Consider the following 13741-nt stretch of genomic DNA (forward strand, 5'->3'; position numbering starts at 1 on the left):
GAAAAAACACCGCTTTGGGAAGACGTTCACGCTAACTACGAAACTGAAAATGAACGCATTCAGTTATCGAATTATCAGCGTGATCTTCAACTACGAAAAGTGAAATGATGTCTATGAATCACACATGTTAGGCTCTTCCTTTTTTACTCAATACCAAGCAGTTATCGATTTTTCAAAAAATAGGTTGGAGCTTTATAATAAAAAAATTAAATATCTAACCTAAATTTTGTTAGTAGATTTTAACTAACGCACCATGTTTATGGATTTTACTATGGCATGGTGCGGCAGCTGTTATTGTTTACAATCTGTATTTTATAGCTACTTTTCTAATTCTCTTTTAGTAATTCTTTTCTTATAATTTCTGCCCCTGCGCTCAAGGCATTTAATTTGCCGTTAGCTATATGGTGAGGTAGTGGAGCCATGCCGCAGTTTGTACATGGGTAGAGTTTGTCGGCATCTACAAATTGGAGTGCTTTACGTAGCGTATTAGCTACTTCCTCTGGCGTTTCGATAGTATGATTTGCTACATCAATAGCGCCTACCATTACTTTTTTACCGCGAATGAGTTCTAGTAAATCCATTGGTACATGTGAGTTATGGCACTCTAATGAGATAATATCGATATTAGATTGCTGAAGCTTAGGGAATGCTTCTTCGTACTGGCGCCATTCGCTTCCTAGTGTTTTTTTCCAATCTGTATTGGCTTTAATGCCGTAGCCATAGCAAATATGCACGGCGGTTTCGCATTTGAGCCCTTCAATTGCGCGCTCTAAACAGGCAATTCCCCAGTCGTTTACTTCATCAAAAAATACATTAAACGCGGGCTCGTCAAATTGAATAATATCAACGCCTGCGGCTTCTAACTCTTTTGCTTCTTGATTTAGAATTATGGCAAATTCCCACGCTAGTTTTTCGCGGCTTTTATAATGATCGTCGTAAAGCGTGTCAATCATTGTCATTGGGCCTGGCAATGCCCATTTTATTGGTTGCTTGGTTTGCTGGCGTAAAAATTTAGCGTCTTCAACAAACACAGACTTTTGACGGCTAACAGGGCCAACAACTGTAGGCACGCTTGCGTCGTATCGGTCACGAATTTTTACTGTTTTACGTTTTTCAAAGTCAACACCGTTTAGGTGCTCTATAAATGTAGTTACAAAATGCTGCCTTGTTTGCTCACCATCGCTAACAATATCAATACCTGCTTGTTGTTGGTCGAATAATGACAAACGTAGGGCGTCGTGTTTTCCTTGGGTTAATTCATCACCTTGTAATTTCCAAGGTGACCAAAGTGTTTCTGGCTCTGCAAGCCATAAAGGCTTAGGTAAACTGCCTGCGGTAGATGTAGGTAGTAATTTTTTCATAATAAATAATGCCGTATATTTTAGTTAATTATTAAACGTATTGTTAAGCGCGTTATTACTGGTTGTTGCTATTAGTTGTTATGACAGATAGCGAGTAGAGAATTGCTCAAGAACTCTTTGGTACGGCTTGATAAAATGCTCTTGTGCAAACTTGCCTTGCTCACTGGCTAACTTGCCGCGCTCTTCTCGGTCATACACAATTTGCGTTAGTGAGTGGTCCAAGTTTTTTAAGTTTGGTTTATATGATTTACCCGCTGTTGCGTTGGCATTATAAATCTCTGGTCTGTAGATTTTTTGAAACGTTTCCATCGTACTAATGGTGCTTATAAGCTCAAGATTGCTGTAATCATTAAGTAAATCACCAAAGAAAAACAATGCTAAAGGCGCGGCACTATTTGGTGGCATAAAATAACGTACCTGTAAGCCCATTTTTTTGAAGTATTGCTCAGTTAAAGACGATTCATTTGGTTCGTACTCAACGCCAAGTACCGGGTGTTGGTTTTCAGTGCGGTTGTAGGTTTTGTTATCTGACACACTTAGGCATATAACCGGTGGTTTTTTAAAGTTTTGTTTATATGTATCCGAATTTACAAATGACTGAAATAGCTTGCCATGTAAAATCCCAAAGTCATCAGGAATACTAAATTGAGGCTTGCCTTTATTGTGCTCTTGTAGGAGTACGCTAAAATCGTAGTCGCGCACATACGATGAAAAGTTGTTTCCTACAATGCCTTCAATGCGCTTATTAGTTTTATGATCAACAATATTTGTTTTTAATATTTCGATTGATGGGAAGCTTTCGCCGCCGTCTTCAATACCTATCTCAACAGACACAATTTCAAGCTCAACAGCATAACGCTCACCTTTGGTGTTATCCCAATGGGCTAGGGCATTAAAACGGTTGTTAATCATGTTTAAGGCGTTACGCAAGTTTGCTTTGCGGTATTCACCTCTGGCTAAATTAGCAAAGTTGGTTGTGATACGCGTATTAGTTGATGGATGATAATTTTCGTCGAGTGAAACGCTCTTTATATTAAATGTAAAATCTTTTTTCATCGTGTTTATATCCAATTTTATAATTTAAACCTGATTGATGCTTTGCGCTTTATTAACCTTGCAACTTACTTAGCTGGCTTAGCTGGTTTAGGTATTCAGCAGCTTTAAGTTGTTAGCAATAGTGTTTAGCGCTAAGGGATGAGTAATTTATACGTTGATTGGTATATGAAGAAAAACGGTTTAATTTCACATAAAACATGAGTCATATTCATTACACATTATTGTTAGATGCGATTACGTAGTAATTGACGAAAAAAAGGCATAAATCGATAAAAATAAAGGATGGATGTTTAGCCGTTTAGACTTCCTTTGTGTTGATGTGTACTTTATTCATGTTAAACATGAGGAATATTCAAAGAGTTTTTTTGTAGCTATATCAGTGTATTAGTTGGTTTTTAGCATATTGCATCGCTGTTTATAATAAATGTCGTCACGGGTAAGTTCCAGCTAGCTATATAAGTAGATACCTTAGCTAATCTAATCTCAAAAGATAAACCGACTTTTCTGAGTACGTATATAAATGCCTGTAAATTAATAAAAGGCTATAAATCATATTAATAGCCATGGCAGTACGTTAAGTAAGTTATACTCGTTTTTCATCACCTCACCTATTGAGTATTCGTGGATATCAAAGGCACTTGTATTGCATCAACTATTGATGAGCATGGCCCTGTTTATGTATATCAAACAAAAAAGAATCTTATTCTCAGCTTTGACGGAAAAATTTATCAAAGCTGTATTAAATTAAATAATATTAATGGGTTAAGCTTAGCTTATACGCAAGCTATGATGGCTGCGCTTTTTTTTATACCAAATTTAAAAACCGCGATGATAATGGGACTTGGGGCGGGCTCTATCGCAAAAAGTCTTTATCATGCGTTTCCTGCACTAACTATACATACCGTTGAATACCGTAAAGCCGTTGCTGAAATGGCTATAAAATATTTTGAACTGCCTGTGTCAGAACGTTTGTTTATTCACATTGATGATGCGGCAAACTACATGAAAAACACGCAGATAAAAACGGATGTTATTTTTTCTGATTTATACAGCTCAGAAGGGATGGAGTCAGATCAGGTGCAATCATCCTACTTACGTGATTGTAAAAATACGCTCACTTTTGATGGTGTTTTAGTACTTAATATTTGCCATACCAAAATTGGGCAAAGGGAAGTGTTTGATCAACTACTTGAGAAAGAATTTGCAGGAAAGATTCTTAGTTTTATTATTGAAGGCGGTAATAAAATTGTGTTCGCTTTTAACAATAAAATGCCTGCACTTAGTGAAGACGAATTACTTGCTAAGGCTCACGCGTTACAAAAATTAATAAACGTACCAATGACGCGCTATGCCGGGCTTTTATTTAATTAAAATGGTTAGTTTGATTTACTGTTAAATGGGGCGTTTAAATCCATTCATCTATCTGTTGTTCATTTAAACTTGGTTAAACTAATCATACTCTGAATAAAAATAATAAAGTACGTACCCGTACGGAAACACTCATACATGGATTACTGTAAAAATATAATCGCTAAATTTATAAGCGCGATGCAAAAGCGGCCTGGATTATTGGCTGTGTTGGCGTTTTTGTCGGGCGTTGCTAGCTTTGTACTTGTAGATAGAAAAGAGTCTTTTTCGCAATTTATTGCAATATTTTTACTTATTAGTTGGTTGTGGCTAATTATTGATAATTGGCTGCGTGATAAAGTAGAAGAAAAGTTTGGTGTAGCGGTATCGCCTAATGTAATGCGTTTTGCGCTACAAATGGTGCAACAAGAAAGTCTATTTTTTGCGTTGCCATTTTTTTTAGCGGTTACGCAGTGGGATCATCCTCAAGCAATTTTTACTTCCCTTATTGCTTTGTGTGCAGTTATATCGGTTATCGATCCCTTTTATTATAAAAAACTGGCTAGAAACCGCACGCTATTTAGCGTGTTTCATAACTTTGCTTTATTTGTTGTTTTACTTGTTACGTTACCTATTTTGTTAAACCTTACAACGAGCCAAAGTTTAGCTGCCGCACTTGTAACTGCTATAGTGGTTACTCTTCCGAGTTTAAACAATTTAATGCCTAATGCTCGCTGGTGGCGTTTTCCTATTCTTGTATTGATTTTATGTGCTTTAAGCACAGCAGTGTGGCAATTAAGAAGCTATGTGCCTCCTGCAGCACTGCGATTAACCGATATTACGTTAGCTCATGAAGTTGATTTACAACATAAAAAGCCAGTAGGGAGTATTAAACAGTTAGATTCTTATACGCTGCACCATCAAGGTTTATATAGTTGGACTGCTGTTAAAGCACCAAGAGGCTTAAACGAAAAAATATTTCATGTGTGGCTTCATAATAAAAAAGAAGTTGATCGGATCACGTTAAATATAAACGGTGGGAGAGAACTAGGTTATAGAGCGTGGACACACAAAGTAAACTTTCCTAAAGACTCTGTTGGTAAGTGGCAAGTAAAAGTAGTCACCGAATCAGGTCAGTTAATAGGTTTAACGAAATTTACTGTTACACCTTAATGATGGTAATAAGTTTGTAATCGAATAAATATTTGATAGGCTATTTTTAAAGTGTTTATTGGATGAACGATATGAGTTTTGCATTTGATCTGTTTATTTGGTTAATGGTAGAGACTATTTTAGGTTTTTTAATTTACTCAACAGGTTGTACTATTTTAAAAATAGCTACCTTTGGTAAGTTTAAAAGTGATATTACCGATTACGTATCGTTTAAGGCGAATAAAGCCAAAAATGTTTATTTAATTTGTATGCTCGGGTTTAGCTTTTACGTGCTATTAATTGGCTTCGTTGCCTACATGAGTCATTAAATTATAATTACATGAATAATAATACATTATTTACAGCAGGCATTTTAAGCTTTATAGCATCACTTTTACATGTAGCCTGTGTTTTTGGAGGGCCTGACTGGTATCGCCTTTTGGGTGCTGGTGAGCAAATGGCTCAAATGGCAGAGCAGGGTAGTATGTATCCTACTTATGTAACTTTAGCTATTTCAGTTATTATTGCTATTTGGGGCCTTTATGCGCTCTCTGGTGCGGGCGTCATTTTAAAACTGCCACTTTTAAAAACTGCGCTCGTATTAATAACCGCAATGTATTTAATACGAGGTATTGCGGGTTTAATCATTCCTTTTTTAACTTCAAGCCAAATCGTTCATCAGAATTCTATTCAATTTTGGATTATAAGCTCGATAATCTGCTGCATTTATGGGTCATTCTACTTATTTGGTACCCTTAAATGGTGGCGAATAAAAAATGTATGAATGCTAGATTTCCTGATTTTTTAAATTCAAATTATTAAATACTGATAGCTTATTTTTATATTGCGAAATACTATGTGCGACTATTTTTTACGCGCATATATTTTGGCTTTAGGTATCTATAAATGAATAAAACGTTATTGAGTACTTTGCTTGCAGCTCTTATTTGTGCATCTCTTTTAGCTAAAGTGCAGGCCCAAGACGTTCATGCACTTGAGCCTGAATTAGGTGTTGGCGGAAATATTAAGCTAGATGAGGCAAGTACAGCTTATGTTGATGACGGTTTTGATTTTCATGTGCATCCACTTTGGGAAAGTCGATATGTAAGTGAGGGCCGTGACAATTTAGCGGGTAAAGGTATTGCCTCAATCGCAACTGAATTCAATTATAATGAAATAGCTATTATTCCTTGGGTTGCAACGGGTGTTGATAGCGATTATACCGAGTTTAACTTAAATGCTATTTATGCAACTCAGTTATTTAATACCGTTGATATGTTTATTGGTTACAACCATTTAAGATCGCGTGAAAATACCTCTAATGCTCTCGACAATGAGGTTAGCTTAGATTTTTCGTATTTTTACGATGATAAATTTCAGCTCACTAGCAGCGCATATTATTCGTTTGATTCTCAAGGCACATTTATAGAGCTTACGATAAATAAAGGCTACGAGATAAATGAAGCTGTTAATATCGATTTTCAAACGGGGCTAGGGTTTAATGCAGGTTATGTAAGTGATGGCCATAATGGTATCAACAACCTTAAGCTTACAGCTAACGTATCGTATCAAGTTATTAAGCAGCTTGAAGTATACGCATATACTAGCTACACCATGGCAATTAATAAAAATGCTGAGCGCTTTGTGGGTGATCAAACCTTAAAAAACGTGTTTTGGAGTGGTATTGGTCTGAGCTATCTATATCGTTAAAAGTTAGCAGCACAATAAAATGGTTGTGCTGCTTATTAAGAGTTTATCAATAAAAATTAGCCCTAAATTTACATAGCTTTATTAACGTTGGTTTTTAAATCACTCTTTTCTTTTTCGTGAGTGTGGCTTTTTATAGGGGCGGAAATTCCATTATCAATTTTTTGAATCGGCTGGCTTCGTACACACATTAAATCATCAGCCATATACTGGCAGCTGCCAATATATAAATCGTTATGGCCGCCTTCGTATTTACATGATTGAGATTTTACTTTATCTGCGCAAGCTTTAACTGCAACACCATTTAACGGCCCTGCATGAGCATTTAAAAATGTGGGTGCTGCAAGTAAAGCCATACCAAACACGCTTAAACAACTACTTTTTATAAACATAACAACTCCTTTTTAATGTTTTTCAAGATCATGGCCTGGCGGTGGACCGTTGTGATCACCTGGTGGCCCACCTGCAGGCCTAACTGATTCTCCATGTAGGCACCCTATAAACATATTTTCACTAGGACTGGCTGCGTGGTAGTGATAACCCCTTACTTCATCTGTATTACCTCGGCATTCATCAAGTGACTCTTCTTTACCGCTTGTATCACGCATTGCATAAATACCATAACCGTCTATTGCATAACCTATAAGAGGTGCATGTCCACCTTCTGTAGCAGCTGAGTCAGTACAACCAGTGGTAGAGTGATAGTGATAACCTTGGTGTAAATTTATATGGCCACCACAATCATCAAATGCCGCAATGGTATAGCTCTCTAAAATTGCATTAATTGGAGCAGGCCCTGATAGCTCAGTACCGTCTAGTGCTATACCTACTGTTCTTAATCGGCCAGTATCAGATGCTGGAATAGGTGTAACAGGAATTAAATACGTTAATGAAAAATTATCTTCTAAATACGAAAGTTCACACTCAATACAATTTTGTTTATATTGCTCTTCAACATCAGGGCGAGCTGCACCAGCGCAAGACTTTTTTGTAGCTGTATACCTAATTTCATTTGTTTTAGTGTCGTAAAGTACCCACTTTTCATCGCCGTAGTATTCATCAAGCTTTAGGACAAATTGGCCTGTTAAATCAACTAAATCACCAGTACCTTCTTTACTAAACCAACTGCCAGTTACATCAGCGCCATCGGTCGATGTGCGCGGGCAAAATGGACCCGGCTCTCTACCTGCAGGTGCGCCTGATGTAATTAACTCATAACACTTAGTTTTAGTTCCTTGCGCCGTTTCGCAATCAACAATGTTAGGCTCAGATAAAAAGGCCCCTTTTTTAAACATAGATAAATTTATTGTTTGATTCGTTTTTTGTACTTCACTAAGGGAGCTACTAACTTGCTTAGTATTTTTATTAGTTGGTGAGTCGTCGCAGCCACTTAGAGTTAAAACTGTTGCGGTAATAATGATTGCAAACGCGCTGTAATTATTTGAGCCCATTACTTGTATCCTTTTCAGTATAGGTTTTGGTGTACTTATACTGTGGCATATTACTGGCTAAATGTGCAAAAAGTATGGAGAACGACAAAATAAGCACATGATAAAAAACCTTTAACAGTGTGTGGTTGCTAAAGCGCAGTTTTAAATTTAATTATTAGTGTTCAAAATTAATAAAAACGGATATGTGTAATACACATAAGCTAAAAGTGTTAGTGTTTAGATGTTATTCAAATACATATGAGGATTACATATGAGGATTACATATGAAGTTTTTAGTGTTTTTAGGGACAGTGCGTAACAGCACGCCACCAAAACCTGCTCGCTTAGGTGAGAGAGTGTCTAAAGCCTGCATGGAGTGCTTAAACGAGCAATTCTCCGAACATGAGTTTGAGCTTATAGATGCACTTGATTACCCAAGTGATCAAGTTTTTAAACCACATTTTGCCTATGCTCAAGGTAAGGCGCCTTCAATGCTAAATACTTTAGCTGATAAAATTAAAGCGGCTGATGGATATGTAATGGTTAGCCCTGAATATAATCACAGTATGAGCCCAGCTCTCGCTGACTTACTTAATCACTTTGGTAGCTCACTATTTTCATATAAGCCCAGTGCTATTGTTACTTACTCTGCTGGGCAGTGGGGTGGACTCAGAGCGGCAATTAGTATGCGCTCGTTTTTATCAGAGCTTGGCTGCTTACCTGTATCAGCAATGATCCACGTACCAAAAGCACAAGAAGTATTTAATGATAATGGCTCTGTGCAAGCTGGTGAAGAGCAGTCATCGTGGTTTAATTATTTTCACCGTACTTTTGGGCAATTGGTTTGGTGGGCGCAAGCGGCTAAAAATCAGAGTGGCGTTGAAGATCCTGAGCAGATGCTAAAAAGCTTTAAATCAAATCCATCGCAGCGAAATGCCCCATAACGAATACTTTTAAAATATAACAAATTTAGCCCTTGATTGGGCTAATTTTGTTTCTTTTATAGAAACTTAAAATATATAAATGTTAATATTAACATCTACTTATAAAAAAGGATGTTATATCTTGAAATACCTTACTCTTTTAAGTGTATTAACACTTAGTGCTTGCAGCTCTGTACAAAACTTACCGGCGCTAGGCGAAGGGACTACTGCTAATATGAATTTAATAGCTCTATCGGAGCAGAGCGCGCCACAAGGTGTTAGCGGTACATTTAAGTTTTATATTAAAACTACAGGCTCTCAGTTCGGTGACGTATTTTTAAATACCGAAGCTGACTATCGTGATCGACGTGCTATTACAATTTCAATTGATTCAAACGTAGCTGCTAAACTCACAGAAAAATACGGACGATCAGCCAACACATTTTTTATTGGTAAAACAATTGAAGTAACAGGTGAAGCGAAGCGAGTAACTATCGATTTTTTAAGTAAAGGCAGAAAAACCAATAAATATTACTATCAAACACATGTTGCTGTTAACTCAATAAATCAACTTCGCATTGTTGAGTAACATCAGCCAGCTTGTTGAGGCATCGGATTAATTACTAAGATACTTATTGGCTAAGGGTATGTTTTACAGTGGCACTGTTTTTATATACAGTACCCCTGTAAATCTCAATGAATACTAAAATAACAAGCTTAATGTTAGTCGCGCTGTTCTTGGCTCTATTGGATGAAAGTGGTTATCTTCAACGCCTTGTGCTGATTCGCCAGGTAAACGCGATGCATAATAGTAATCTATATCGTGGTCGGTGCTATTAAATAAGTTAAGTAATTCAAAGTTTACTTTCCAGTGAGTCTGCTCATAGCTAATTGCGCTATTTACTACTGTTAAAGGCTCCGAACGCTCGTCACCATCGCTAGTTAATGTACGTTTGCCAATATGGCGAACTCTAACTGATGACTGCCATTGCTCACTTAAGTGCCAATTTAAACCTGTACTTGCAACAACCGGAACAGCACCTTCTATATAATCATTATTGTCATTAATATCTAAACGTGAATGCGTGAACGAGGTTTCTGCGTCGATACTAAAGCTGTCGTTAATCCAATAATAAGCGCTTATTTCTAATCCGTAACGCTTAGATGCATCACTTGGTTCTGTGTTACCCGCATCGCCAACAAATAAAAGCTCTGAGTCGAGTGTTAGCCACCAAAGTGCAGCTGATAGATTAAACTTTTGCTCATCAGCAAATCGGACGCCTATTTCAGCGCCTTCACTTTTAACTAATAAGTCAACTTGCTCAGCTTGCTCACCGGTAACAGGGTCAATATTAATAGTAGATCCGCGCGCATCATTTGAATGAAAAGATTGTCCCCAATTAGCATATGCAGCTACTAAATTTGTAAAACGGTAATTTAAACTCCCTTTAAAACTTACTAAATCATCCTTTGCTTTTCCTGAATTTACGGCGGTAATACTAGTCACGTTTGTATCAAAATAGTCGTACCTAACGCCAACGGTTGCTTCAAGTTTTGGAGTAAGTAAAAGTTTAGACTCCCAAAAGCTTGAGTAGCTCGTTTGCTTTAGTTCATCTTGCCTAACCGTACTAAGTCGCTCTCTTGCTTGTGTGTTATAAAGCCCTACGTTATCTATGTCGTCGTGGCGAAGCTCAATACCTACGGTATGTTGTATGTTTATATCTGATGTTTTGGTTTCAAACTGGTAGCTTATATCTGTTCCATAAATATTTCGGCTATCTTGCTGATTAAACTGATCGCCATTAATTGGATCATTTAAAGAATAACTAAAATTAGAATACAGGTTTAAATCGTAATTAATTACATAAGCGCTGGCTTTTATATGCTCGCCCTGCCAGTTACTCGATAAGCTATAACGGCTAGAGCTACCGCCAAGTGTGGTGTCAAGAGAGCCTAATTGAGTAATTAAATTTTGTGATATAGCGCGCTGTGGAATTTGATCTGCTGAATTCCATGTATTGTCGTATGCCATGGCACTTATTGATAAGTCACCATCAAAAGCTTTACCAACATAGCGCAGTAGGGCATTCTTTTTATTTACATCTTCGTTTATATCATCCCATGGGCCGTCATAGCCTTGCCATTCTGCCGCTGCAATGAGCTTACCTGTTGCAATGTTAGTAGATCCTAGTACAACAGCGCGTTTATAATTATCTTCTCCTATGCTGAGTTCTACTTGGTGATGTTTTAGGTTATCAGCAAGTTGAAATTGAGCACTACCAGCGGTTGAAAAGTCACCTTGGCTTGCGCTATATGAGCCTTTTTGATAGTTAATAGTTGAAATAGACTCAGGGATTATAAAGTTTAGGTCGGTGTAACCTTGTCCGTGGCCATGGCTGCGCATATTAATTGGCATGCCATCTATGCTGGTGGCAAAGTCGGTGCCGTGATCTAAATTAAACCCCCTAATAAAGTACTGATTAGCTTTACCAGAGCCGCTATGTTGAGTGACCGCCATACCTGGGATTAACTCTAACATTTCGGCGCTTCTTAACATTGGGCGCTGCTGAATTTCACCTTGACCAATAATACCGCTAGATGCGCTGATTGACTCACCAATTAGCCCATCTCTGTGACCATAAACGGTTAACTTTTCTATGTTTGCATAGCTATAACCACTATACAAAGTGCCTAGCGCTAAAATTGCTAATGTTCTCATGACTAAAATCCCTATCTAATGTATTTGTTATTAATGCAGCTATGTTAAATACGGCTTAGATAATTTATTGGATGCAACATTTGTTGGTTATTTGTAATTATTTAGGGGTGAGTAAAGATGGGTAACTTAAAAACTACGCCGCACGCTATTGTAATCTTATTACATAAAACTAATAATCGAGTGCTTTAAATGACTACATAACACTAACAAAATAGAGAGCCCGCATTGAAAGCCAAAGAAATCCGCAATTTTTATATTAACGAAGAGCAATCTGTTTATTTGCTATCGCATCATGATGCTAAAAAACACCGCCAGTGGCTTAATATTTGTATTAAGCAGTTAACAGTGTTGGGTTATAAAAACGTTGAAATGATTGGCTCGGGTGCTTTTGGTTTTGTGTTTGCAGGAGATGACGATAACGGATTACCTTGGGTGTTTAAATTTTCGCGTATTACTCTTGCCCAAAGTGTGCGTGACCGACTAGAAGACGAAGCGTATATGCTTTCGCAAATTAATAACCCCTTAGTGCCTACCTTTTATGCTTTTGAACGTATTAAAAAACAAGGGATTTTAATGATGGCACGCGCCATTGGAGAGGACCTTGAAAAAGTATCGCTTAAAACAGGGCGCTTTAGTGCCGCGCAAATAATGGCGCTAGCTGTTAGGTTACGTAATGTATTAATTGATTTACGTAGTCACAAAAACGGCGTTAGCCCACAACCTATAGTGCATGGAGATATAAAACCTTCAAACCTTGTTTGGGATGCAAACACTAATGCGCTTTCGTTAGTGGATTGGGGCAGCTCTGTGTATGCACAGCTCGATAGTGATGGTAACCCTGTTGCCAGTAACTTTATGGATTTAATGTCGGGCGATTTAAGCACAACGAATGCCCGTATGGGCGATGTATACTTTATTGGTGAAGCGCAAATGTCGGGGGAGCAATCATCCCCACGATTTGACGAACAAGGTGTAGCCGCTACGTTATATGCGCTAGCGTCGGCGCAGTCGTGCCGCTTTGGTGCGCAAGCCATCCCTGCAAGCAGCTTAGGGCTCCCAAAAGAGCTGGCTAAGGTGATTGATGGCATGTTGTCAAAAAGTAAGGCCTTACGTGATGGTGCTGGTGATTACTTTATGCGTAACATTACAACTATGGCGAAAGCGTATTTACCTGAGTTTGCTAAAAAACAAAAAAAAGCAGATATTCCTTTTTGGTATGGTAGCGATGAGCAGCCAGATACGGTTGTGTATAGTTCACGAAAACAGTTTTTACGCCAAGCCGATCATAACCAGCAATTACTAGATATAAACGACGCGCAACTTGACCGCTATTATAAAGAGTTTTTGTTTGATACAGGCGATACCGAAAAAGCATTTTTAGCATCAATAAGCCGATTAGCTAAGTACCCTGTAGTAGGTGGGCTTAGTTTTCATTGGAAGGATGAGTCAATGTTTGTTGAATCATCTTTAATTATGCATGACGAATCATTGGGTGATGCGTTTAGTGATGCGATTAATAACACAGTGATGCTTGCGCAAGCGATTAATCAAAAAGGGTTATTTAAGTGTTGTTTGTTTGATGCCCGTAAAACTATTCAGTTAGAGCGAGATGGCACCGGTGCATTTAAGTTTGATAGCCTACCAGAGCTTGAATACGAAGTTGTAAGCATGAAAGCAAACGACATAACCCGCCCGCATTCATACTTTGAAGACGGTAAAGACCCTGATGAGCAACTACAGCTACCTAAAAAAGTTATTAAATGCGTATTTGAGCTTAACCAAATTCATCATACGGGGTGTATTATTTTTGAAGCACTGCCGGACAGAATGAAGATTCACCATTACTACCGCTTACTCGATTCGAGCAAAGAGGTTGAGTTTAAACGTTTGCTAAATAAACTAATGCAATACGCGGTAAATATTACGGACGTGGGTGTTGCGGGCTTTATGAAGTTGCCATATAAAAACACCCGTGAGTTTAGTTTATGTGAGCAGCAACAAGAGCATTACTTTCCTAAAAATCCGAAAATAAGAGGTGTTAAGTAA

Annotated in this window: 13 protein-coding genes; 8 read left to right on the forward strand and 5 right to left on the reverse strand. The window is 37.8% G+C overall.

The window, feature by feature from the left end:
* Positions 1–326 precede the first annotated feature (326 nt).
* Together H5118_RS15710 and H5118_RS15715 are read right to left on the reverse strand one after the other, a co-directional pair.
* Positions 327–1361: a methionine synthase gene (locus H5118_RS15710; protein ID WP_182724493.1), complete on the reverse strand. Its 1035-nt coding sequence runs from the start codon at positions 1359–1361 to the stop codon at positions 327–329.
* A gap of 78 nt (positions 1362–1439) precedes the next feature.
* Positions 1440–2417, reverse strand: a complete 978-nt coding sequence (locus H5118_RS15715) for a DUF1852 domain-containing protein (RefSeq protein WP_182749412.1) — start codon at positions 2415–2417, stop codon at positions 1440–1442.
* Positions 2418–3038: 621 nt separating this feature from the next.
* Here H5118_RS15715 and H5118_RS15720 point away from each other — a divergent pair.
* The 5 genes from H5118_RS15720 to H5118_RS15740 all read left to right on the forward strand — a co-directional run bounded on the left by H5118_RS15720 (position 3039) and on the right by H5118_RS15740 (position 6626).
* Complete coding sequence (locus tag H5118_RS15720; RefSeq protein ID WP_182749414.1) at positions 3039–3788, forward strand: ATP-binding protein; 750 nt, start codon at positions 3039–3041, stop codon at positions 3786–3788.
* 135 nt (positions 3789–3923) lie between these two features.
* Complete coding sequence (locus H5118_RS15725) at positions 3924–4937, forward strand: DUF5924 family protein (protein ID WP_182749416.1); 1014 nt, start codon at positions 3924–3926, stop codon at positions 4935–4937.
* Positions 4938–5008: 71 nt separating this feature from the next.
* Complete coding sequence (locus tag H5118_RS15730) at positions 5009–5245, forward strand: hypothetical protein (protein WP_182749419.1); 237 nt, start codon at positions 5009–5011, stop codon at positions 5243–5245.
* An 11-nt stretch (positions 5246–5256) separates the two neighbouring features.
* Positions 5257–5700 (forward strand): hypothetical protein, encoded by a 444-nt coding sequence (locus tag H5118_RS15735; RefSeq protein ID WP_182749421.1) that lies wholly within the window; start codon positions 5257–5259, stop codon positions 5698–5700.
* A 122-nt stretch (positions 5701–5822) separates the two neighbouring features.
* Positions 5823–6626, forward strand: coding sequence for a hypothetical protein (locus H5118_RS15740; protein WP_182724489.1), 804 nt, complete (start codon positions 5823–5825; stop codon positions 6624–6626).
* Positions 6627–6694: 68 nt separating this feature from the next.
* Here H5118_RS15740 and H5118_RS15745 read toward each other — a convergent pair whose 3' ends face one another.
* Both H5118_RS15745 and H5118_RS15750 read right to left on the reverse strand, forming a co-directional pair.
* Complete coding sequence (locus tag H5118_RS15745; RefSeq protein ID WP_182715461.1) at positions 6695–7015, reverse strand: hypothetical protein; 321 nt, start codon at positions 7013–7015, stop codon at positions 6695–6697.
* 12 nt (positions 7016–7027) lie between these two features.
* On the reverse strand, positions 7028–8074 hold the full coding sequence (locus tag H5118_RS15750; RefSeq protein WP_182749423.1) for a YHYH protein: 1047 nt from the start codon (positions 8072–8074) through the stop codon (positions 7028–7030).
* A gap of 263 nt (positions 8075–8337) precedes the next feature.
* Here H5118_RS15750 and H5118_RS15755 point away from each other — a divergent pair, with 263 nt between their 5' ends.
* Both H5118_RS15755 and H5118_RS15760 read left to right on the forward strand, forming a co-directional pair.
* A complete protein-coding gene (locus H5118_RS15755; protein WP_182715463.1) occupies positions 8338–8997 on the forward strand; it encodes an NADPH-dependent FMN reductase in 660 nt (219 codons plus the stop codon).
* A gap of 121 nt (positions 8998–9118) precedes the next feature.
* Positions 9119–9565 (forward strand): hypothetical protein, encoded by a 447-nt coding sequence (locus tag H5118_RS15760; protein ID WP_182749425.1) that lies wholly within the window; start codon positions 9119–9121, stop codon positions 9563–9565.
* Between the two features lie 114 nt (positions 9566–9679).
* Here the strand turns inward: H5118_RS15760 and H5118_RS15765 are convergent, their stop codons facing one another.
* The gene (locus tag H5118_RS15765) at positions 9680–11695 is read right to left on the reverse strand and encodes a TonB-dependent receptor (RefSeq protein ID WP_182749427.1); all 2016 of its coding nucleotides are present in this window, start codon (positions 11693–11695) and stop codon (positions 9680–9682) included.
* Positions 11696–11920: 225 nt separating this feature from the next.
* Here H5118_RS15765 and H5118_RS15770 point away from each other — a divergent pair, with 225 nt between their 5' ends.
* Positions 11921–13741 (forward strand): protein kinase domain-containing protein, encoded by a 1821-nt coding sequence (locus H5118_RS15770; RefSeq protein ID WP_182749429.1) that lies wholly within the window; start codon positions 11921–11923, stop codon positions 13739–13741.

Source organism: Pseudoalteromonas sp. SR41-1 (genome assembly GCF_014164015.1).
GTDB classification, from domain to species: Bacteria; Pseudomonadota; Gammaproteobacteria; order Enterobacterales; family Alteromonadaceae; genus Pseudoalteromonas; species Pseudoalteromonas distincta.

Bases quoted from the DNA above. Each gene is read 5' to 3' on its own strand.
- H5118_RS15710 (WP_182724493.1), bottom strand. From the start codon at position 1,361: ATGAAAAAATTACTACCTACATCTACCGCAGGCAGTTTACCTAAGCCT.
- H5118_RS15715 (WP_182749412.1), bottom strand. From the start codon at position 2,417: ATGAAAAAAGATTTTACATTTAATATAAAGAGCGTTTCACTCGACGAA.
- H5118_RS15725 (WP_182749416.1), top strand. From the start codon at position 3,924: ATGGATTACTGTAAAAATATAATCGCTAAATTTATAAGCGCGATGCAA.
- H5118_RS15730 (WP_182749419.1), top strand. From the start codon at position 5,009: ATGAGTTTTGCATTTGATCTGTTTATTTGGTTAATGGTAGAGACTATT.
- H5118_RS15735 (WP_182749421.1), top strand. From the start codon at position 5,257: ATGAATAATAATACATTATTTACAGCAGGCATTTTAAGCTTTATAGCA.
- H5118_RS15740 (WP_182724489.1), top strand. From the start codon at position 5,823: ATGAATAAAACGTTATTGAGTACTTTGCTTGCAGCTCTTATTTGTGCA.
- H5118_RS15745 (WP_182715461.1), bottom strand. From the start codon at position 7,015: ATGTTTATAAAAAGTAGTTGTTTAAGCGTGTTTGGTATGGCTTTACTT.
- H5118_RS15750 (WP_182749423.1), bottom strand. From the start codon at position 8,074: ATGGGCTCAAATAATTACAGCGCGTTTGCAATCATTATTACCGCAACA.
- H5118_RS15755 (WP_182715463.1), top strand. From the start codon at position 8,338: ATGAAGTTTTTAGTGTTTTTAGGGACAGTGCGTAACAGCACGCCACCA.
- H5118_RS15765 (WP_182749427.1), bottom strand. From the start codon at position 11,695: ATGAGAACATTAGCAATTTTAGCGCTAGGCACTTTGTATAGTGGTTAT.